Source organism: Staphylococcus caeli (genome assembly GCF_051413795.1).
Taxonomy (GTDB): domain Bacteria; phylum Bacillota; class Bacilli; order Staphylococcales; family Staphylococcaceae; genus Staphylococcus; species Staphylococcus caeli_A.
This window is the reverse complement of sequence record NZ_JBOIRQ010000008.1, coordinates 77,851-100,747: the sequence shown is the minus strand read 5'-3', so window position 1 is coordinate 100,747 and position 22,897 is coordinate 77,851. Positions and strand designations below refer to the sequence as shown.

The window sequence follows — 22,897 nt, the reverse complement described above, 5'->3', positions numbered from 1 at the left end:
GTTGAATCATTAGAAGAAGTATCTTCAGATTTAGCTGTATCTTGTTGTTGCTCAGAAGTAGTTGTTGTTTGTTCAGAAGTTGAATTAGATTTTTCAACATCAGAAGCAACAGCATCTTGAGCTTTTACGTCAGTTGAATCATTAGAAGAAGTATCTTCAGATATAGCTGTATCTTGTTGTTGCTCAGAAGTAGTTGTTGTTTGTTCAGAAGTTGAATTAGATTCTGCAACATCAGAAGCAACAGCATCTTGAGCCTTCACGTCAGTTGAATCATTAGAAGAAGTATCTTCAGATTTAGCTGTATCTTGTTGTTGCTCAGAAGTAGTTGTTGTTTGTTCAGAAGTTGAATTAGATTCTGCAACATCAGAAGCAACATCATCTTGAGCCTTCACGTCAGTTGAATCATTAGAAGAAGTATCTTCAGATTTAGTGACATCTTGTTCTTGTGTGAGATTGTTAGAAGTTTCTTGCTCCTCAACAACATCATTTTCTTGTGTAGTGTCTGTATTTTCTTCTTGAACATGTTCGTCTTGATTATATGTATCTTGGTTTGATGTTTGTTCAGAAGTTTGGTCATTTAATCCATCTAAATGAGCATCATAATTTGTAGTGTTGTCACTAGATACTTCTTTAACTTGTGTAGGGTCTTGGTATGTTTGTGTTCCTGAAATATTTGTAGTTGGATTGCTTATTTCAGATTTGATTTCTTCACTTTGATTAAGTGCTTTCTCATCATTTAAAACATTTTTGTTTGACGTTTGATCTTGAGTATTACTTGCTGCTTGAGCATGATGAGTAGTCAAAGCTGTACCTGCTAACGTAAGTGCTACAATTGAAGGTACCTTATAAGTGTTCTTTTTCTTAGCCATTAAACTGCCCCTTTACCTTTATATATTTAATCTCATTATAATACGACTAAAGAATGAGTTAACTACTTTTTACCGATTTGTAATCTAATATTAATCTAAAATTTGTGTCGAAATTGACAAATAATCCATTTTAAAGCGTTGTGACGCTTATTTTTAAAAATAAGCAAATTTGATATATTTCGAAATGTTACAAAAAATAAATGAAGATTGACTGTAATATTTTGGATTTTGGTTTTATATCATTTTTGACATAGCAATATGTTCAATGTTTTCTTCTAAAAATACACTACCAACAGGCTTATATCCAAGCCCTTCGTAAAAGTATTGGGCATGGCATTGTGCATTTAACATTAAATTCGAATGTCCATGTGATTTTGCGACTTCTTCTAAAAACTGCATGAGTAACTTACCATAACCTGATTTTCTATGAGTAGGCATAATAGCAATACGTTCAATTTTAACGCCATTATTGATCGGACGAAATCTACCCGTCGCGAAAGGGGTTTTATTTTGATCATAACCAATCACATGTGTTGCTATGGATTCATACTGATCAATTTCATTTTCTAAAGGTACACCTTGTTCTTGAACAAAGACACATTTACGAATATGATATGCATCTTCTAACATCGCTGGTGTCGAAACAATTTTAAACATAAAATTCCTCTTTTCTGATTATAGATATTAAAAATACCCTATCACAAAATGTAGTGATAGGGCAGTTAAATTATTAAAAATTATTGAGCTTCTTTTCTAACTATTGCAGTATATTGCCAAAAAATACGCATTTGGGCAATGTTCCAATTGTTCATGCCCATAGTGTAACCTGAGGGCTTAAACAAATTGACATCTGTAACTTCTAGAGCAGCAGCTATGAGATATTGAATTGGAACGCTAATTTGTTTCATCGTATCAGTGATACCATTTTGATCATATACCCAAGTGAAAGGTAATTCGGATTCAAAAACATCAACTTTTTCAAATATTTCTGGAAGTGCGACAATATAACATGCACCATCGACAACAGGATTTATATCACTGTCTTTGTAGTAAATTCGCAATGCTTCATAGTTTTCACGATGTTCATGATTAACATAGAAAAATTCATTTCTAAATAGGGCCATATCTTTACTGTGGATTAATTGTTGTTCTAAAACATTAAACATGCTATTTACGTGAGCAAGTTTTTCATATGTTTTACGTGACATATTATGCACTCCTCTCAAAATTAATATAAATTAGTAGGTGCTTCTTGAGTATTTTGTTGCTGGTTGGCATCATATTGTTCATTTGAATAATCATTTGGATTTTGTTGTTGATTATCATCATAAGTTGTAGTGTCATCAGTTTGATTTTCATTATTACTGTCTTCTGATGATTGTGTTTCATCTGAATCATTAGATGAGCTATCTTTTTGTTGTTTTCTTAAAAGACTACTATCTAATTCGGTTTGTGGTACGAGTGTACCATAAAAGTCAATTACACGTTGATTCAGGAAATCATCCTTATCTTTTATTTTAGGTAAATCTAAATCATTTCTCAATAAATTTGAGGTAGCTTTAATATTTTTAATATCAGGGTTGTAATAGTAGATACCATTTAGATAATCGTCATCGCCTTCAAGTTGTGTTGTTTTAATGTCGATATCATCTTTTAAATATGAAGTAGCAAGTGCTTTAACTTCTTTATAACTCAAATTATGTTTAGCGTTTTTACCAACAATTTCTATAACATCATCTAATTTGCTGAATGAATCAGCGCTTTGTGCTTTAGTAAATAATTTCTTAATCAAATCCATTTGTCTTTGACCACGTTTTAAATCAGAGTCATGATGGCGCGTTCGAGCAACTGCTAACGCTTCATCACCATTTAGTTTTTGATAACCTTTTTTAACTTTTATTTTACCAGTGTCATTAGTGTTTGGTTCACTGATGTCATACGGGACATCGTATTCAATACCACCAAGTTCATTGACGGCATCAACAAATGCTTCCATATTAATACGTACATAGTAATCAACTGGAACATTTAATGTTGCCTCTACAGAATCCATAGAAGCAGTAGGTCCACCATATGCATGTGCATGTGTGATTTTATCATAATAACCTACTTTAGGTACGTAACTAATTGTATCACGTGGAATGCTTAGCATTCTAATTTGTGCTTTATCGGCGTTAAAAGTAGAAAGAATCATTGCGTCAGATCTAGAGTGTTCAGCAGTTTGCCCATTTTTCTCACGTCCGCTATTGTCGTCAATTCCCAAAAACAGAATGGAAATAGGATCTTTAGAAGGATCAACTTTTGATTCACGAATATTGGATTTTCTCGATGAGTCATCATTATTAAATGAATGTTCAAAAGCACCTTGGGACGATTTTAGTAAGATAACAGCAAAAATGACTGGAACAACTACTAGAATTAAAGATAGAAATATTAAAAAATATTTTAAAAATTTATTCATAAGTGAAGCTCCCAATATATCAAATTTTGTACATGTGCCTATATTTTTAGTTAATTATAACTTTGTAAATTTTTTGTAAAGGAGAAAATGTACTATAACTAATAATTTTATTACTATCATTAAAAAATATCAACTATGAATATAATTATTTTGAAAATCAATCATTTTAAATAATACAAACTAACTAAAGAATAACGTGGGTTGATGAAGGTATGATATTTACGACATTAAAAGTTGAGAAATAGGGGGATTTGTATAACATATGCTTTTTAGACAATGATAAAGAAAGTAATATGAATGATAAAATATATTACAATAATGTCATTTGATAACAAATGATTTATCTATGGACATAGGATATAATAAGCATTGTGAATATCATCTAACAAAGCAAGTATGTTATGCGAAATGGTGATTAAATATAGAGTTGTTATTATATAGCGTTACAATTGAAAGTTATAGATGTTACACGTCATAGCTTTAATGATAGAAGGAGGATTTATAGGTATGAAGTCAGCATGGTTAGAAAAGATAGATGAAAGTTTAGTGAAATCATTTTATGAACAACAAACGGAAGCAGAACAAAATGAGGGGTTTGAAAGTGAGTTGTCATTTGGAACGGCAGGTATAAGAAGTACATTTGGATTAGGTCCAGGGAGATTGAATGCTTTTACAGTACGTAAAGTTGCACTTGGTTTAGCACAATATTTGAATAGCAAGTACGATGAAGCCAAAGTTATTATACATTTTGATACTAGATTTTTATCAAAATCATTTTCTAGAGAAATGGCTAGTGTATTGGCAAATAATGGTATAACAGCAATTCTTTCAAATGATTATAAGTCAACGCCAGAATTATCTTTTGCTGTCAGACATTTGAACGCTGAAGCAGGGGTCATGATTACTGCAAGTCATAATCCCAAAAATTATAATGGTATCAAAATATATAACCAAGAAGGCGGTCAGTTATTACCAGAAGCTTCCGATATATTAAGTAATTATATTAATGCAATTGATGCGCCTTTAGCCATTGAAAAAGGTGATTTTGAAAGATTTGTTGATCAACAAAAAATACAATATATTGCAGATGAAGTCACTGCAAGTTATAAAAATGAAGTTAAAGCACTTGTGGGAAATATTGATGAAAGTGAAGCCAAAGTCGTACTTACGAGCTTACATGGCACAAGTTTACCGCTATTATCTGAGATATTAACAGAAATGAACTATCATAATTTCGTGATTGAAGAGGCACAATCTACTCCAGATGGAAACTTTCCAACAGTTGCTGTTGCTAATCCAGAAGATGAAGCAGTATTCCAACTTGGAAAAGACCTAGCGGATGAAACAGATGCGCAATTGGTGATTGCTACTGATCCAGACGCCGATAGATTAGGATTTGTTGAACGCTATGGCAAGCAACAATTTAGATATTTTAATGGTAATGAAATCGGCTTACTATTAATGAAATTACGATTCCAAGAATTAGCGGACGATACTAGACCTCAATATATTGTTAAATCCATAGTAACAAGTGAACTAGCTGAAAGATTAGCACTATCATTAAATGTAGAAGTACATAACGTGCTTACTGGATTTAAATTTATTTCTGATTTATTGGAGCAAAAACAACATCAGCCACAACAACAGTTATTATTAGCATTTGAAGAAAGTCACGGATATTTAGCAAAACCTATATCTAGAGATAAAGATGCGATTCAGATGGTGCCTTTATTAATAAAATATAAAAATTTGTTAACTAAAAATGGCTTAACATTTAAAGATACAATCGAAGATATTTATAATAATATTGGTAATTTCAAAGATAGAACACTTGCACCTACATTTAAAGGGGAACAAGGCGTTCAGAAAATAACTAATATTATGTCACAATTTAGAAATCAAGAAGTATTTTCTGTATGTGGTATGGAAGTATTGAGTATTGAAGATTATGATACAGGTGAAGTTAGAAATATTAAAAATGGCTCAACTGATACATTGACATTGCCAAAAACAAATTTAATAAGATTTATCTTTAATGAAGGTTTTATTGCGTTACGACCATCAGGTACAGAACCTAAAATTAAGTTATATTTTTCATTAAATGTAGAAAATATAGACGCTATTACAAGTCAATTTGAAAAAGATTATATCCAAAATATAAATTAAAATAATCAGAGGCACCATGATGACAAGAAAAACACATAAAAAATTATTAATTATTTTAAGCATTTGCTTTCTACTGCTCACAATTGTAATCATATACAAACATTACCGACCATTTGAACAAGATATAGCTTCATCGCAAGACCAAACAACGAAACATAATAATGAAAGTCATGGGAAACACTTGAACACAATTGTTGACCAAAAGGATCCTGAAATTGAAGCGATTAACAACTATTTAAAGCAAGTTGAGTTTAATGGTACAGCTGCCGTTTTTGTAAATGGCAAGCTAAAATTGAATAAAGGGTATGGAATTCAAAATTTTGAAGAAAATAAGGAAAATCGTGCGGATACTTTATATTTAATTGGCTCTGCTCAAAAATTTACAACTGGATTAATGTTAAAGCAGTTAGTCAATGAGAAAAAAATTAATATGAATGATCCGGTTGAAAAGTATTTACCATGGTTTAAAACAAAAAAACCGATTACTTTAAATCAGTTGATGCTACACAAAAGTGGATTATATAAATATAAGGCTTCGCCTAATTATAAAAATTTAAATGAAGCTGTACATGCAATACAACATAAAGGTATTGAGAATAAATTCTACAATAAAAATAGATATAATGATGCGAACTATTTAGTATTATCCTCTGTGATTGAAGCGGTAACAAACAAATCATATGTAGAAAATTTTAATAAGAGAATTGCACGACCACAGCACCTTGATTTTACTGCATTTTTCGATAATGCAAAATTCCAAAGCTACATGGCAGATGGATATAAAAAAGATAATGTGCTAGGTAATCCTGTTAAACAAGTACCTAATGTTTTAGAACAATACTATGGTGCTGGAAATCTTTATATGGCTCCAAGTGATATGGGGAAACTGATATTGAGTTTACAACAAAATAAAATATTTAGTAATGAAATTACTAACCCACTGATACATGAGAGTTTAACAAAACTGTATCCACAACCATATCGATATGGATTCTATTCGTTTGGTGATAAAAATAGAATAAATGGTGGCTTTTTTGGACAAGTATTTACTTCATATTTTAATGATAAATATATTGTTGTTTTAGGTACTAATTATGAAAATAGTAGTATAAATAATGAAAAGAAAATAAAGCATATTTATTATCAAATATTAAAACAAGGTGGACTTTATAATAATGTAGGTCAAAAATATTAAAGTACACCATTAAAAAGAACACGTCTATACCGATAATCATAGTTCACTATTATGATTATCAGGACATAGGCGTGTTCTTCTATATGAATATAGAAATTTGTAGAAAGTAGTTCAATCACAATACTGTAATGCATTCATGAACATTGTTTTAAAATCATTTGGGTCCACTGACATTACAACAGTACAGTTTGGAAAATGTGTATTAAAATCAGTAACTGTGGCACCTTTTGTTAATATTCCAGTTGTTTCGATTTGTACTTCGGCTTCCTGTACATTGAATTTTTCTGGATGGAGTAAGTAAAGTATCGTATATGCATCATAAACATTAATGCCTTTTTCAAAATCGTCACCTTTATAATGTTTGAAAATTTGATGTAACATATCACCAGTTTTGTTTAAAGTTTGTAACGCATCGATGGATTCATGACTAAGTGTAGAACTTCTTGCCACATCAAGACCTACCATCGTAATGGGTAACCCTGAATTAAACACAATTTGTGCTGCTTCAGCGTCACAATAGATATTGAATTCTGCTAAAGGTGTGATGTTACCACGACCAGCAGAACCGCCCATTAATACAATTTCTTTAATATAGTCCTTCACCTCTGGATAGGTTGATAGTAATAGGGCGATATTGGTTAAAGGACCTATTGGGATAATTGTAATTGGTTCATCAGATGATTGTAATGCTTTGCGCATTGCTTCAACTGCGTGTGTAGATGCTAAGTCGTTAGCGTTGACCTCTGGAAATGGATAACCATCCATACCCGATTCACCATGTACAGCACTAGCATCTTGAATAGCATTAACGAGAGGTTGAAAAGCACCTCTATGTACAGGTACATCACTATTGAAAAAGTGCTTAAGCTTTAATGCATTTGCAGTTGTTTTTTCAATACCAACATTACCATTCACAGTAGTAATCATGCGTAAATCAAAGTTAGGATGATTGAGTGCGATGCTTATTGCAGCTGCATCATCTATACCAGGATCTGTATCTATAATAATAGGTTGTCTCATAAACAAAATAACCTCCTAAAAAATATATTGTATTTACTTATAGTGTAACTTTTTTTACGACAAAAATGTTGGACGAGGGATAAGGGGAGGCAGATTCAAAAAAAAGACCTCTCCGAAGAGAAGTCTTTTTTATAAGTTATAAGTGATGAGAATGTCCACCTTGCATTACCCAATAAGTACCGATAACAGTAATTAAAGTAATGATAATCGCAAATATAACTTTAAACCCTTGTACATTTCCGTCTTTACCTTCAGTTAAATGCATGAACATTAATAATTGAACTGCCGCTTGAATAAAAGCAAAACCGAAGATGATGGTAATCTTAGCATTAAGAGCCATAGATGTGTATAAGGTTACGAATACTGCTAATATTGTCAGAACGATTGAGGCAATAAAACCTACAGTATGTTTTACAATTGTATTCATCCGCTAAACACCATCCCTATCATATATACGGCAGTGAAGATGAAGATCCATACAACATCTAAAAAGTGCCAGTATAAACTTACTATAAATAATTTAGGAGCGTTATCTTTATTTAATCCACGCATTGCAATTTGAATTAATAAACAGATAATCCAAACAATACCAAGTGACACGTGGGCACCATGTGTTCCTAAAAGAATGAAGAAACTAGACCAATAAGAACCAATAGTTGGATTAACACCTTCGTGTACATAGTGTGTAAACTCATAAATTTCAAAGCCTACGAACACCATACCAAGTAATACAGTGATAATCATCCAAATCATCATTAATTTTTCTTTTTCTTTTCTCATGTAGTAAATTGCGATACCACATGTATAAGAACTAATTAATAATGCAAATGTCATAATTAAAATAAGTGGTAATTCAAATAATTCAGTTGTCATTTTACCAGCATAATCGCCACCGTGTTGTAGCGTTAATAGGGTAGCAAATAACGTACCAAATAATGAGAATTCTGCTGTAAGGAATATCCAAAAGCCAAGTTTATTTAACTCACCTTCATGCGAACGTTGATCAATTGTGTTTGCATCATGACTCATGACTTACAGCCTCCCTTTCTTTTATACGTGCATCACGTAAACGTTTTTCAGTTTCAGCAACTTCTGACGCTGGTATATGATAACCATGGTCGACTTGGAAACTGCGGTAAATCATTGTAATAAAGATACCAACCAAGCATAATACAGCAGGTATAATGGATTCGAAGATAATGAAGAATCCACCGATAGTGAATAGAATTCCCATCCAGAAACCAACTGGCGTATTATTCGGCATATGGATATCACTATAATTATGATTATCTAAGTAGTGACGACCATGTTCTTTCATGTTGACGAATGTATCATAGTCATTCCAGTCTGGTGTAATGGCAAAGTTATATTTAGGAGGCATTGCTGAAGCAGTTGCCCATTCTAAAGTACGACCTAAGCCATCCCAGTTGTCGCCAGTAGCTTCGCGTGGTGCTTTGAAGAAGCTGTATACGATACTAGCCACTAAGAACATGAAGCCTAATGCCATCATTAATGCTCCGATAGTAGAGATTACATTTAGTAACCACCAACCGTCTTCTGGCATATAAGTGTATAAACGACGAGGCATTCCATCTAAACCAAGTACGAATTGTGGTAAGAAACAAACGTTAAACCCAATCATGAAGAACCAGAAACACCATTTATTTAATGTTTCATTAAGTTTAAAGCCAGTCATCTTAGGCCACCAGTAAATTAAACCTCCAAGACAGGCAAATACAACACCAGTAACTAACGTGTAGTGGAAATGTGCCACTAAGAAATAAGTATTATGGTACTGATAATCTGCTGCAGCCATTGCAAGCATTACACCTGTAACTCCACCTAAAAGGAAGTTAGGGATAAATGCTAATGAGAATAGCATTGGCGATTCAAAACTGATTCTACCTTGGTATAAAGTGAATAACCAGTTGAATAATTTAACACCGGTTGGAATACCAATCAGCATTGTTGTAATAGAGAAGAATGAGTTAATTAACGCACCATTACCCATTGTGAAGAAATGGTGAACCCAAACTAAGAAACTTAAGAATGCGATACCTGCAGTCGCCCAGACCATGCTTTGATGACCGAATAGACGTTTACGTGCAAATGTCGGAATAATTTCAGAATAAATACCAAATGCAGGCAAGATAACGATATACACTTCAGGGTGCCCCCATACCCAGAAGAAGTTAGCCCATAGCATTGGCATACCACCATTAGCAACTGTGAAGAATGCAGTGTCAAAGATTCTATCAGTTGTAAATAGTGCTAATGCAACTGTTAATACTGGGAAAGCTAAGATTACGATTAATGTTGTGATAAATGTTGTAACCGTAAACATTGGCATTTCCATAAATTTCATTGTTGGTGTTTTACATCTAAGTATAGTTACAAAGAAGTTAATACCAGTCATTAAAGTACCAATACCGGAAATCTGTATGGCAATTAAGTAATAGTTAACACCTGGTCCAGGACTGAATTCACCTGCAAGTGGTGCATAGTTTGTCCAACCAGCAGCTGGTGAACCTCCTACGATAAATGACAGGTTGAATAAAATCATACCTGCGAAGAATAACCAGAAACTCACGTTATTTAATACAGGGAATGCAACATCACGTGCACCAATTTGTAATGGTACAACGATGTTCCATAGACCAAATATGAAAGGCATTGCCATAAAGATAATCATGATAACACCATGCGTACTAAATACTTCATTGTAGTGGTTTGATTCTAAGAATGTATTATCTGGAATCGTCAATTGTGTACGAATCATTAATGCATCTATACCACCACGAATGAACATTAATACAGCACAGATTAGGTACATTGCACCGATTTTTTTATGGTCAATAGATGTGAACCATTCTCTGTATAGATATTTCCACAATTTAAAGTAGCTAATTACTGCGATTATACCAATAACTAGGAATGGGGCACCGATTTGTGCCATTGTAATCATCCAGTTACCTTGTACGAGTAATTGATCCCATGGAAAATTCATTAATGTCCACCTCCATTTTCATGGTCTTTTTTCTCAATTTTAGATGCTTTTTCATCTTTTGCACCTTCAGAGATTTTTTCCATTTCATCCATATTATGTGATTCATCTTTCTTGAATTCATTATCATATGGCTTGTCATTACCTAGAATCATGGCTTTCATACCATGACGTTCGTAGTTAGCATTTGTGATTTGCGGTTTACGTGCTGGTTTATCCGGTTTATCTAACACGTCTTTAGTAAGTTCTTCTTCCGAGTTAAAGTTAGGATCTTTTTGCACGTAATTGAAGCGATCATAAGCATAGAAGATATACTCAGGATCTGCTGCAGGATCAACAAATGCTAAATGCGTACCACTGAAAGTTAAGTTTTTATTTTCAGTAGTTGGTAAAAGTTGCTTGTCAAAAGTATCTTGATCTAATACTTTCTTACTTTTAGCATCTTTTACCCAATCTTCAAATTTACTTTGGCTTACAGAATTTACGTCAAAAGTTTGACGATAGAAGCCTTCACCATTGAAGTTAGAGTTACGTCCTCTAAATGTTCCTTCTTCATTAGCTGTTAATGTCCAGTCCATTGTCATACCTGTCATCGCATATTTCTGACCACCTAATTGTGGAATCCAGAAACTTGTCATCATATCCATTGATTGGAGTTTGAAGACAACTGGGCGATCTTTCGGAATAGTTAAGTGGTTAACTGTTTCGATTTTTTCTTCAGGATAACTAAAGAACCACTTATAACCAGCACTTGTAGCGTAAACAACAAGTGGATCGTCTTCTTTCTGTGGTTTCTCCTCATAATGGTAAAGTGAATTAACCGTTGGAATAGCTAATGCAATTACAATTATTACAGGAATGATAAACCAAATTGTTTCCATTAAAGAATTGTGGTGCATCTTACCAGATTCTTCCGTGTTTTTTAATCTATATTTAAATAGGAAAACAGAGAATAAGATAAGCACAGCGGCAATAATAACAAGCATGAAGATGATTGAATAAATAATCAAGAACTTCGAATCACTTGCCATCGGCCCTTTTGGGTTTAAAACTTCTACATTAGAACAACCACTAAGCAAAATTAGTGAGCCAAACAGTAGAAGCAAAGACTTAAATTTTGACACTTTTTTGACCTCCTAATACTACAAATGTAGGGCTTACCATTAATTTTAAGATATTACGCAATATTTACAAGTGTTTGTGCGAAAAAAATTATTATAAAAATAAAAGAAACCCAACAAACTCAAGGTCTGGTGGGCATTCAAAGATTTGTTAAAATTATGTGTACATTTTGTGAAAAGTGTCATATTTAAGACGAAAGGGTAAATTTGGCTATAATAATAGTGACAATGCTTATCAATTAAAGTTTATTTCAACCTATGTATTCAAATTGATGGTGTTATTTTACTTCAATATAACGAATCGATTTATTAGAAGCACCGTCTGAATCTTCAACCGTATATTCAATCTTATATTTTCCGGCTTTTTCAGTATCAATCTTACCATCTACGGTGATCTTATGTGTTAAATCTCCATCTTCTTTATCGTATGCGTGCACACCATTTAGAAGATTATAATCATTTCCTTTTTCTATCACGGCATCATTTACACCTTTAAGTTCTGGTATTGAATTATCAGTTGCTTCTGCACTAAGGTTAGGTGAAACAAGTGTAGCAGAAACACCAATTGCTGATAAAGATTGGATTAATTTGTTCATTAATTGTAACCTCCGCATAGAGACTTAAATTTATTTAATCTTACTATACTTTATTTTAGTCAAGATTTCATCATACTATAGTCTTAATATAACGTATTACTTTAAACTTAATTGTAATTTTCAGTTAAAATTTAGTAAAATGAACATTTTGTGAATTGTATCACAAAACTATTTAGAATTAACACACTTTATAATAAGATAAAAATGGAGTAAGAATTTGATTAATAAATGGGAGTGTATACTATGTTGAATGAACAAGAAAAGACAATCATTAAAGAAACTGTACCTGTATTACAGGAAAGAGGTGTAGAAATTACATCATTTTTCTATAATAGAATGTTTACACAACATCCAGAATTAAGAAATATGTTTAATCAAACGAATCAGAAAAAAGGGTTACAATCAACGGCACTTGCACAAAGTGTATTAGCAGCAGCGATGAATATTGAAGATTTAACGCGTATTTTACCTGTAGTTAAAGAAATTGCGCATAAGCACTGCGCATTACAAGTTCCTGAATCTGGTTATGATATTGTAGGCGAGAATCTTTTAGCGGCAATTCAGAGTGTCTTAGGATTAGAAGAAGACGATGAGATTCTACAAACTTGGGGAAAAGCATATGGCGAAATCGCATCAGTGTTTATTAATATAGAAAAAGAAATATATAGCGAAATGGCATGGGACGGCTTTAAATCATTTGAAATTATCAATATTGAAAATATTGCCAAAGACATCAAGGCATTTACGATTAAATCAGACACATATGATTTAAGTCAATTTAAATCCGGACAATACATTACTGTAGATATAGAAAGTGCGAAATTACCATACCGCGCGAAAAGACATTATTCTATTGTGGAAGGTGATGAAGATACACTTACATTTGCTGTTAAGAGAGATGTTACGACAACACATGAAGGCGAAGTATCTACAATTATGCATGATGAACTTCGTATAGGAGATCATATTGATTTGTCGGCTCCTGTTGGGGAATTTACAGTTACTAATGCGTCTGCACCTCAATTGTTCATAGGTTCGGGTATTGGCGTAACACCGCTTATACCAATGTTTCGTGAGGTAGCAACAACAGGTTCACAAGCACACTTCATTCAAAATGTAACTGACAACACAGATATTCCATTTGCACAAAAATTAGAAAAAATAGCTGATGAGCATTCAAATGTGAGTTATGTTATTCACAATAAAGGTGTAGAAGGGTACATTACAAGTGACTACCTCAAACCATATATTACACCAGAAACTGAAATATACGTATGTGGCGGAGTTAATTTCTTGAAGTCTATCATGACACTATTTAAAGAAATGGAAATTGATGCTAGTCAAATTCATTTTGAGTCATTTATACCTAAATTAAGTGTAGGCATTTAAAATAGATTTATAGTGAAAAAGCACGCTTAGTCGATCGACTAAGCGTGCTTTTTTCTAAATAAAAAATTAGGTTGTTGAAACGAATAATAAATATTATTTAGGAAATTATTATTCGATACCTCTACGTATTTTTTCAGCTAACAATGTATTGTTTAATACCATTGTAATTGTCATTGGACCAACGCCGCCTGGAACAGGTGTGATAGCACCGGCAATTTCTTTTACTTCATCATAAGCAATATCGCCTTTTAATTTGCCATTTTCATCTGGTGTATTACCAACGTCAATGACTACTGCACCTTCTTTAACATCATCTTTTGTGACAAGTCCTGGTCGACCAACCGCACTTACGATGACATCAGCATTTTTTAAATGACTGTGCATATCTTTCGTTTTTGAGTGAAGTATCGTTACAGAAGCATTTTTTTGAAGTAATAATTTTGAAACAGGTTGTCCTACAATATGACTACGACCGATTACAACAGCATCTTTTCCTTCTAAATCAATATCAGCATGATTTAAAATTTCCATGATACCAAGTGGTGTACATGGTACAAAAGTTTGCTTATCGATATAAAGTTTACCTATATTTTCTGGATGGAATCCATCCACATCTTTCGCCGGATTGATTGATTCCAACACTTTCTGTTCACTCACTTGTTTAGGTAGTGGCACTTGAACGAGGATACCGCTCACACTATCATCTTCATTTAAGCGTTGAAGTTCGTTAAGTACTTCTTCCTCAGAAGTTGTTTCGTCTAAGTGAACAATTTCTGAAATCATACCAATTTTTTCAGCGGCTTTCTTTTTAGAATTAACATAACTTTGACTGGCACCGTCATTACCTACTAATATGACCGATAATTTAGGTGTATACCCCTTAGATTGTAAAGCTTCAACTTGATCTTTAAGACCTTGTCTGTAATCTTTAGCAATTTGTTTTCCATCTAAAATTTTTGCAACCATGAAAAATCCTCCTTAAAAGTTTGTACTTTACTTAACATTAGCACAAAAAGTAGGGTGATTAACAACCAAAAGACGTAGGTTAGAATAAAATTTTATAATAAAGTTCGATTTTTGATTGAAAAAGACCTTTTAAGTTGTTATGCTATATCTGTAATATACATCGAAAAGTAGTAACATTTCAAATTTCTGAAAGGGTGTTCATTTTGAAAGTAGTAGTCATCATGGGTAGTTCGTCTGATTGGGAAACAATGAAGGAAAGTTGTGCAATGTTAGAACAATTTGCAATTCCGTATGATAAAAAAGTAGTTTCCGCACATCGTACGCCTCAATTGATGTTTGAGTTCGCGAATCAAGCAAGTACTAATGGTTATGACGTTATTATTGCAGGTGCAGGTGGTGCAGCGCATTTACCTGGTATGGTCGCATCAATGACAACATTACCAGTAATAGGTGTTCCAATTGAATCTAAAAGTTTAAAAGGGCTAGACTCACTGTTATCTATCGTTCAAATGCCTGGTGGTATACCAGTAGCTACAACTGCAATTGGAAAAGCTGGTGCGAAAAATGCAGGTGTGTTAGCCGCTAGAATACTTGGTATTAGTCATTCATCAGTTCGAAAAAATTTGGAAAATTATGAAAAATCATTAATTGAGAAAGTGAGTGAAATGCAACATGAGCTTAAATAAATTAAAATTCGGCTCAACCATTGGCATTATTGGTGGTGGACAATTAGGCAAAATGATGGCGCAATCAGCACAAAAAATGGGATATAAAGTAATAGTCCTTGATCCTGATGAAGCTTGCCCTTGTCAAAATGTTGCACATGAGTTTATTAACGCAAATTATGATGACCAAGAGGCTTTAAATAAACTAGGATCACTTTCGGATGTCATCACATATGAATTTGAAAATATTTCTGCAAGTCAGTTAAAAACACTTGTCTCACATTACAATGTTCCTCAAGGATACCAAGCAATTCAATTACTCCAAGATCGCTTAACCGAAAAGCAAATCTTACAAAAATCCAACTGCAATATTGCACCATTCGTACAACTTACAAATACAGAAGACTTAAATGATGCAATTTCATCAATAGGTTATCCATTTATCGTTAAAACAAGATTTGGCGGATACGATGGTAAAGGCCAGGTACTTATTGAGCATTCCTCGGACTTAAATGAAGCCAAACAACTTATCGAAACTGAAGAATGTGTAGCCGAACAATATCTTAAATTAAATAAAGAAGTCTCCTTAACTGTAACCATTGGCACAAATAACCAAGTAACATACTTCCCTCTACAAGAAAATGAGCATAGACAACAAGTACTATTCAAGACAGTTGTACCAGCTCGTACTGACGATAATATCGAGCAAGCAGCGCGTAAAGAAGTTCAAAAACTAATAGCAAATGTCCACTTTATAGGTACGTTTACTGTTGAATTCTTTATAGATGAATCAGGTGCTTTATACGTCAATGAGATTGCGCCAAGGCCTCACAATTCTGGTCATTATTCTATAGAAGCTTGTGATTATTCACAATTCGATACACATATTTTAGCTATAACAGGTCAACAACTCCCACAAGAAATAGAATTATTAAAACCGGCTATTATGATGAACTTGTTAGGCAAAGATCTCGATTTATTAGAAACCCAATTTTCAGAAAAGCCAGATTGGCACATACACATTTATGGCAAAAAGACACGCAAAGCTAATCGTAAAATGGGGCATTTAACAGTATTAACTGAAGATGTTAATCAAACTGAGCAATCATTACTAAAAGCATTCGAAGGGAGAGCACTCTAATGACATTGTTATATGAAGGAAAGGCGAAGCGAATTTTTTCAACAGAAGTAGATCATGTACTTCGAGTTGAATATAAAGATGAAGTTACTGCAGGTAATGGTGCGAAGAAAGATTTTATTGAAGGTAAAGGTCGCTTAAATAATCAAATCACTTCGCACATATTTAATTATTTAAAAGAAAATGGTGTGAAAAGTCATTTTATTGAACAAATCTCTGAAACTGAACAATTGGTCGAATCGGTAGAAATCATTCCTTTGGAAGTAGTTGTTAGAAATATTGCAGCGGGTTCAATTACAAAACGACTAGGTTTTGATAAAGGATATGTGTTTGATGAGCCACTCGTTGAATTTTTCTATAAAAACGATGATTTAAATGATCCATTAATTACGGATGATCATATTAAATTATTACACATAGCAAGTGAAGCGGAGATACAAGAACTTAAAGCATCAGCTCTCGGAGTGAATCGAGTATTACTACAGCTTATGGCAGACATGGGATTAAGGTTAGTAGATTTCAAGATAGAATTTGGCCTTACGAAAGATGGACAAATATTGCTAGCAGATGAAATTTCTCCGGACACTTGTCGTATCTGGGATGCACATAGTGATACGAATTTTGACAAAGACGTATATAGAGAAGATACAGGATCAATTATTGAAGTATATCAAACATTTTTAAATAAATTGGAGGCACATAAATAATGAAAACTATTGAATTGCACATCACATTACAACCACAGGTATTAGATACACAAGGTCAAGCATTAAATCGCGCTGTACATGATTTAGGATATACGCAAGTAAATGATATAAGGGTTGGTAAATTATTATATATGACCGTAGAAGAAGCTACAGATGAAGCAGTTCATAATGTTATTACAACATTGAGTGAAAAATTATTTGCAAATACTGTGATTGAAACTTATAGCTATAAAGTCTTGGAAGAAGGAGAGAAAGCAGAATGAAATTTGCAGTACTAAAATTTCCAGGATCAAATTGTGACAGAGACATGTATAATGCAGCGATAAAATCAGGTGTAGAAGCTGAATATGTCGATTATAGAAATACGACATTAGATGGTTATGATGGTGTGCTTATTCCTGGTGGATTCTCATTTGGTGATTATTTACGTTCTGGTGCGATGGCAAGTGTTGCGCCTATAACTGATGCTGTGAAACAGCTCGCTGAAGCAGGTAAACCAGTACTTGGTGTATGTAATGGATTCCAAATATTAACAGAAATTGGCTTGTTGCCAGGCGCATTACTACATAATGATTCACATTTGTTTGTAAGCCGTAATGAGTCATTACAGGTAGTTAACAATCAAACAGCTTTCACAAATCTATATTCTGAAAATGAAAATGTGGTGTTCCCAGTTGCACATGGTGAAGGTCATTATTACTGTACACCAGAAATGTATCAAACTTTGGAACAAAACAATCAAATTATTTTAAAGTATATTGATAATCCAAATGGTTCGTTCAATGACATTGCTGGTATTGTCAATGAACAAGGTAATGTGTGTGGCATGATGCCTCATCCAGAACGTGCGATTGAAACAATTCTCGGTACAGATAGCGGCGTCAAATTATTTCAAGCAATGGTAAATAGTTGGAGGGAACAAAATGTCTAAATTTATTGAGCCAAGTAATGAAGATATTAAAATTGAGCAACTCTATAAAGATATGGGACTTAGTGATAAAGAATATGATAAAGTATGTGACATTTTGGGAAGAGAACCTAATTTCACAGAAATTGGCATTTTTTCAGTAATGTGGAGTGAACACTGCTCATACAAACATTCGAAACCATTTTTAACTCAGTTTCCAACCTCAGGTGAACATGTATTAATGGGGCCAGGTGAAGGCGCTGGCGTAGTTGATATTGGTGATAACCAAGCAGTCGTATTCAAAGTTGAATCACATAATCACCCTTCAGCAGTAGAACCTTATCAAGGTGCCGCAACCGGTGTTGGCGGTATTATAAGAGATATTGTCTCAATCGGTGCACGTCCAATCAATTTATTGAATAGCTTACGTTTTGGTGAACTAACTGAAAAACAAAATCGTCGTTTACTACGTGGTGTTGTTGCGGGTATTGGCGGTTATGGTAACTGCATTGGAATACCGACAACAGCTGGTGAAATAGAGTTTGATGACAGATACGATGGTAACCCACTTGTGAATGCAATGTGTGTCGGAATTATTGATCATGACATGGTGCAAAAAGGGACTGCAAAAGGTGTGGGTAATTCAGTGATTTACGTTGGTTTGAAGACAGGACGTGATGGGATACATGGTGCTACTTTCGCATCAGAAGAATTAAGTGAAGATAGTGAAAGTAAACGTCCATCTGTACAAATTGGCGATCCATTTGTTGGTAAAAAATTAATGGAGGCTACGCTTGAGGCAATTACTTTCGATGAGCTTGTAGGTATACAAGACATGGGTGCTGCTGGTTTGACATCTTCATCATCAGAAATGGCAGCAAAAGGTGGAAGTGGTCTACATTTGCGCTTAGAGCAAGTACCAACGAGAGAAGAAGGTATCTCACCATATGAAATGATGTTGTCTGAAACTCAAGAACGTATGTTGCTTGTCGTTGAAAAAGGTACAGAACAAAAATTCTTAGACTTATTTGATAAACATGAATTAGATAGTGCAGTTATTGGAGAAGTTACAGATACGGATCGTTTTGTATTAACTTATGAAGATGAAGTCTTTGCTGATATTCCCGTACAGCCATTATCTGACGAAGCACCAGTATATGTGCTAGAAGGTGAAACGCCGACTTACAATGAAACGAAAAATGATTATAGCGATATTGATGTAGAATCAGTCTTTGATCAATTACTTCAACATCCGACTATTGCATCTAAACGTTATTTATATGAGCAATATGATCAACAAGTAGGTGCCAATACAATCGTGAAACCAGGTTTACAAGCTTCTGTGGTACGTGTAGAAGGTACAAACAAGGCGATTGCATCAACAATTGATGGTGAAGCACGCTATGTATTTAACAATCCTTACGAAGGCGGAAAAATGGTAGTTGCAGAAGCATATCGAAATCTGATTTCTGTAGGAGCAACACCGTTAGCGATGACAGACTGTCTAAATTATGGTTCACCAGAGAAAAAAGAAATTTACCAGCAATTAGCAGACTCAACTAAAGGTATGGCAGAAGCATGTGAAGTTTTGAATACGCCAGTTGTATCAGGGAATGTATCGCTGTATAACGAAACAAAAGAAACATCTATTTTCCCTACACCAGTCGTAGGAATGGTTGGTTTAATTGAAGATATTGCTTATTTGAATGATTTCCATTTAACGAGTGGCGATAAATTATACCTTGTTGGTGCAACGAAAGATGATTTTGGTGGCAGTCAAATTGAAAAATTACTTTATAGTCAAGTCAATCATGAATTTGAAACTATTGATTTGTCAGATGAAGTAAGTAAAGGTGAAGCAATTAAACAATCTATACGTAATGGCATAGCGTCACATGTACAAACTGTTGGTAAAGGCGGTTTACTATTGGCTTTAGCACGTATCAGTGCACATTACCAACTAGGCTTGCAAGCAGAAATTGATGTGACCAATGCACAATTATTTAGTGAAACACAAGGTCGTTACATTGTCGCAGTAAAACCAGGACAAACATTACAATTAGAAGATGCAGTAGAAATCGGCGAGATGACAAATGATGGTCAATTTAAGGTAGCTAATCAAGATTCAACAGTCGTACGTGATGTTAAGACACTTACTGACTTATGGGAAGGAGCAATACCTAAATGTATGACAGCAACGGATTAAATGAAGAATGTGGTGTATTTGGAATTTGGAATCATCCGGAATCTGCACAATTAACATATATGGGATTGCACAGTCTGCAACATCGAGGTCAAGAAGGTGCAGGTATCGTTTGTTCGGATGGTGAAACGTTAATTGGTGAGCGTGGACTAGGATTATTAACAGAAGCGATTTCAGATATTCAAATGGAAACATTCAAATCATATCAACATGCAATTGGTCATGTACGTTATGCTACTTCTGGTAATAAAGGTATCGAAAACATCCAACCATTTCTTTACCACTTCTATGATATGAGCGTAGCAATTTGTCATAACGGCAATCTAATAAACGCACAAAGTTTAAGAAAATCTTTAGAGCAACAAGGTTCGATTTTCCATTCTTCTTCAGATACTGAAGTCATCATGCATCTTATTCGTAGAAGTAAGGCACCAACTTTTGAAGCGGCTTTTCAAGAAAGTTTAAGAAAAATCAAAGGTGGATTTACATTTGCGGTATTAACAAAAGATGCACTCTATGGAGCAGTAGACCCAAATGCCATCCGTCCATTAGTCGTTGGCAAAATGAAAAACGGATCATATATCATCGCAAGTGAAACTTGTGCAATTGATGTACTGGGCGCGGAATTTGTACGTGATATACATGCCGGCGAATATGTCGTTATTAACGATGAAGGTATAAGAGTGGAATCATACACAAGACAAACGACGACAGCCATTTCTGCTATGGAATACATTTACTTTGCAAGACCAGATTCTACTATTGCAGGAAAAAATGTACATGCCGTTAGAAAACAATCAGGAAAATTACTAGCAAAAGAAAGCCCTACGGCGAATGCTGACATGGTTATCGGTGTGCCTAATTCATCATTATCAGCAGCATCTGGTTATGCAGAAGAAAGCGGATTACCGTATGAAATGGGACTTGTTAAAAACCAATATGTGGCAAGAACATTTATCCAACCTACCCAAGAGCTAAGAGAACAAGGTGTTCGCGTGAAATTATCAGCAGTTAAAGATATTGTTTATGGAAAAAATATTGTGCTCGTTGATGATTCTATTGTTAGGGGTACGACAAGTAAACGTATTGTACAAATGTTAAAAGATTCTGGTGCGAATGAAGTACATGTGCGTATTGCTTCTCCAGAATTTATGTTTCCTAGTTTTTACGGAATAGACGTTTCAACTACAGCCGAATTGATATCATCTAGTAAATCACCAGAAGAAATTAGTGATTATATTGGTGCAGATTCATTGTCATATTTAACAGTAGATGGACTAATTGAAGCTATTGGGCTTGATATGGATGCACCATATAGTGGCTTATGTGTTGAAAGTTTTACAGGGGATTATCCTGCTGGTTTATACGATTATGAAGCGGATTATGAAGCGCATTTAAGTGAACGTCAAAAAGAATATCTAAAGCAACACAAACAATACTTTGATAGAGAGGGTAATTTAAATGTCTAAAGCATACCAACAAGCCGGGGTAGATATTAATGCAGGTTATGAAGCCGTTGAACGTATGTCTAGCCATGTTCAAAGAACAATGCGAAAAGAAGTTTTAGGTGGATTAGGTGGATTTGGTGCAACATTCGATTTATCACAACTCAATATGAAAGCACCATTACTAGTTTCAGGTACAGATGGGGTAGGCACAAAATTGAAATTAGCGATTGATCATCAAAAGCATGACACGATTGGTGTAGACGCAGTGGCAATGTGTGTAAACGATATTTTAACTACGGGTGCTGAACCACTTTACTTTTTAGATTATATTGCAACAAATAAAGTTGTCCCAGAAGTCATCGAACAAATCGTTAAAGGGGTAAGTGATGGCTGTGAAGCGACAAATACAGCATTAATCGGTGGAGAAACTGCTGAAATGGGAGAAATGTATCATGAAGGTGAGTATGATTTAGCTGGGTTTGCCGTTGGTGCAGTAGAAAAAAGTGAATATATAGATGGATCAACGGTTAAACCTGGACAAGTTATTATTGGACTCGAGTCAAGTGGTATACATTCTAATGGTTATAGCCTAGTGAGAAAGTTAATTCAACAATCAGGCATTGATTTAGACGATAAATTTAATCAAGAGCAGAGCTATCTTGAAGCATTTTTAGAACCTACACGCTTATATGTAAAACCAGTCTTAGCTGTAAAATCAGCTTTAAAAATACATGCAATGACACATATAACGGGTGGCGGTTTTTATGAAAATATACCAAGAGCTTTACCAGAAGGTGTGACTGCTAAAATTGATGTAACCCAATTCCCAACGCCAGCAATATTTGATTGGTTGCAAGCACAAGGTAATATCACAACGAATGAAATGTATAATGTCTTTAACATGGGTATTGGTTTTACATTAGTCGTTGATCGTGACCAAGTTAAAACTGCATTAGAGGTGCTTAAATCTCATGAGATTCAAGCATATGAAATTGGTGACATTGTTAAAGGCGATGCACCAATTGAATTGTTGGGGGTATAA

At 34.1% G+C, this 22,897-nt stretch carries 21 protein-coding genes and 1 pseudogene; 11 read left to right on the top strand and 11 right to left on the bottom strand.

Annotation, left to right across the window (positions count from 1 at the left end; genetic code table 11):
• From ACSULM_RS06220 to ACSULM_RS06205, 4 genes and pseudogenes are all read right to left on the bottom strand, one after another.
• A pseudogene (locus ACSULM_RS06220) lies at positions 1-869 on the bottom strand (GW dipeptide domain-containing protein); the annotation flags it as partial.
• A 234-nt stretch (positions 870-1,103) separates the two neighbouring features.
• On the bottom strand, positions 1,104-1,526 hold the full coding sequence (locus ACSULM_RS06215; RefSeq protein WP_436861391.1) for a GNAT family N-acetyltransferase: 423 nt from the start codon (positions 1,524-1,526) through the stop codon (positions 1,104-1,106).
• Positions 1,527-1,606: 80 nt separating this feature from the next.
• Complete coding sequence (locus ACSULM_RS06210; RefSeq protein WP_069994878.1) at positions 1,607-2,077, bottom strand: DUF2538 family protein; 471 nt, start codon at positions 2,075-2,077, stop codon at positions 1,607-1,609.
• A gap of 20 nt (positions 2,078-2,097) precedes the next feature.
• On the bottom strand, positions 2,098-3,330 hold the full coding sequence (locus ACSULM_RS06205) for an LCP family protein (protein ID WP_436861389.1): 1,233 nt from the start codon (positions 3,328-3,330) through the stop codon (positions 2,098-2,100).
• Between the two features lie 507 nt (positions 3,331-3,837).
• On the opposite strand from ACSULM_RS06205, the gene ACSULM_RS06200 reads away from it, so the two are divergent.
• Together ACSULM_RS06200 and ACSULM_RS06195 are read left to right on the top strand one after the other, a co-directional pair.
• A complete protein-coding gene (locus ACSULM_RS06200) occupies positions 3,838-5,496 on the top strand; it encodes a phospho-sugar mutase (protein WP_436861387.1) in 1,659 nt (552 codons plus the stop codon).
• 19 nt (positions 5,497-5,515) lie between these two features.
• On the top strand, positions 5,516-6,691 hold the full coding sequence (locus ACSULM_RS06195; RefSeq protein WP_436861385.1) for a serine hydrolase domain-containing protein: 1,176 nt from the start codon (positions 5,516-5,518) through the stop codon (positions 6,689-6,691).
• 111 nt (positions 6,692-6,802) lie between these two features.
• Here ACSULM_RS06195 and rihC read toward each other — a convergent pair whose 3' ends face one another.
• From rihC to ACSULM_RS06165, 6 genes are all read right to left on the bottom strand, one after another.
• Entirely contained in the window at positions 6,803-7,711 is a 909-nt protein-coding gene (gene rihC, locus ACSULM_RS06190; RefSeq protein WP_436861383.1) for a ribonucleoside hydrolase RihC, read from the bottom strand.
• Between the two features lie 136 nt (positions 7,712-7,847).
• On the bottom strand, positions 7,848-8,138 hold the full coding sequence (qoxD, locus tag ACSULM_RS06185) for a cytochrome aa3 quinol oxidase subunit IV (protein ID WP_069994871.1): 291 nt from the start codon (positions 8,136-8,138) through the stop codon (positions 7,848-7,850).
• Entirely contained in the window at positions 8,135-8,740 is a 606-nt protein-coding gene (gene qoxC / locus ACSULM_RS06180) for a cytochrome aa3 quinol oxidase subunit III (RefSeq protein ID WP_436853552.1), read from the bottom strand. Before qoxC ends, qoxD begins: the two co-directional genes overlap by 4 nt.
• The gene (gene qoxB, locus ACSULM_RS06175; RefSeq protein ID WP_436861382.1) at positions 8,730-10,718 is read right to left on the bottom strand and encodes a cytochrome aa3 quinol oxidase subunit I; all 1,989 of its coding nucleotides are present in this window, start codon (positions 10,716-10,718) and stop codon (positions 8,730-8,732) included. Before qoxB ends, qoxC begins: the two co-directional genes overlap by 11 nt.
• Positions 10,718-11,839, bottom strand: a complete 1,122-nt coding sequence (qoxA, locus tag ACSULM_RS06170; protein ID WP_436861380.1) for a cytochrome aa3 quinol oxidase subunit II — start codon at positions 11,837-11,839, stop codon at positions 10,718-10,720. The genes qoxB and qoxA overlap by 1 nt, the downstream gene beginning before the upstream one ends.
• 275 nt (positions 11,840-12,114) lie before the next feature.
• Positions 12,115-12,432: a DUF5011 domain-containing protein gene (locus ACSULM_RS06165; RefSeq protein ID WP_436861377.1), complete on the bottom strand. Its 318-nt coding sequence runs from the start codon at positions 12,430-12,432 to the stop codon at positions 12,115-12,117.
• Positions 12,433-12,675: 243 nt separating this feature from the next.
• On the opposite strand from ACSULM_RS06165, the gene ACSULM_RS06160 reads away from it, so the two are divergent.
• Positions 12,676-13,821: a globin domain-containing protein gene (locus ACSULM_RS06160; protein ID WP_436861376.1), complete on the top strand. Its 1,146-nt coding sequence runs from the start codon at positions 12,676-12,678 to the stop codon at positions 13,819-13,821.
• A 108-nt stretch (positions 13,822-13,929) separates the two neighbouring features.
• Here the strand turns inward: ACSULM_RS06160 and folD are convergent, their stop codons facing one another.
• The gene (gene folD, locus ACSULM_RS06155; RefSeq protein ID WP_436861374.1) at positions 13,930-14,787 is read right to left on the bottom strand and encodes a bifunctional methylenetetrahydrofolate dehydrogenase/methenyltetrahydrofolate cyclohydrolase FolD; all 858 of its coding nucleotides are present in this window, start codon (positions 14,785-14,787) and stop codon (positions 13,930-13,932) included.
• Positions 14,788-14,990: 203 nt separating this feature from the next.
• Between folD and purE the strand changes: the two genes are divergently transcribed.
• From purE to purM, 8 genes are read left to right on the top strand one after another with little or no spacing between them, the layout of a single operon-like run.
• On the top strand, positions 14,991-15,473 hold the full coding sequence (purE, locus tag ACSULM_RS06150; protein ID WP_436861373.1) for a 5-(carboxyamino)imidazole ribonucleotide mutase: 483 nt from the start codon (positions 14,991-14,993) through the stop codon (positions 15,471-15,473).
• Entirely contained in the window at positions 15,460-16,593 is a 1,134-nt protein-coding gene (gene purK / locus ACSULM_RS06145) for a 5-(carboxyamino)imidazole ribonucleotide synthase (protein ID WP_436861371.1), read from the top strand. The genes purE and purK overlap by 14 nt, the downstream gene beginning before the upstream one ends.
• Positions 16,593-17,297, top strand: a complete 705-nt coding sequence (purC, locus tag ACSULM_RS06140; protein ID WP_436861369.1) for a phosphoribosylaminoimidazolesuccinocarboxamide synthase — start codon at positions 16,593-16,595, stop codon at positions 17,295-17,297. The genes purK and purC overlap by 1 nt, the downstream gene beginning before the upstream one ends.
• Positions 17,297-17,560, top strand: coding sequence for a phosphoribosylformylglycinamidine synthase subunit PurS (gene purS, locus ACSULM_RS06135; RefSeq protein ID WP_069994851.1), 264 nt, complete (start codon positions 17,297-17,299; stop codon positions 17,558-17,560). The genes purC and purS overlap by 1 nt, the downstream gene beginning before the upstream one ends.
• On the top strand, positions 17,557-18,228 hold the full coding sequence (gene purQ / locus ACSULM_RS06130) for a phosphoribosylformylglycinamidine synthase I (RefSeq protein ID WP_436861368.1): 672 nt from the start codon (positions 17,557-17,559) through the stop codon (positions 18,226-18,228). The genes purS and purQ overlap by 4 nt, the downstream gene beginning before the upstream one ends.
• Complete coding sequence (gene purL / locus ACSULM_RS06125) at positions 18,221-20,410, top strand: phosphoribosylformylglycinamidine synthase subunit PurL (protein ID WP_436861367.1); 2,190 nt, start codon at positions 18,221-18,223, stop codon at positions 20,408-20,410. Before purQ ends, purL begins: the two co-directional genes overlap by 8 nt.
• Positions 20,389-21,876, top strand: a complete 1,488-nt coding sequence (gene purF / locus ACSULM_RS06120; RefSeq protein WP_436861366.1) for an amidophosphoribosyltransferase — start codon at positions 20,389-20,391, stop codon at positions 21,874-21,876. The genes purL and purF overlap by 22 nt, the downstream gene beginning before the upstream one ends.
• Positions 21,869-22,897 (top strand): phosphoribosylformylglycinamidine cyclo-ligase, encoded by a 1,029-nt coding sequence (gene purM / locus ACSULM_RS06115; RefSeq protein WP_436861365.1) that lies wholly within the window; start codon positions 21,869-21,871, stop codon positions 22,895-22,897. The genes purF and purM overlap by 8 nt, the downstream gene beginning before the upstream one ends.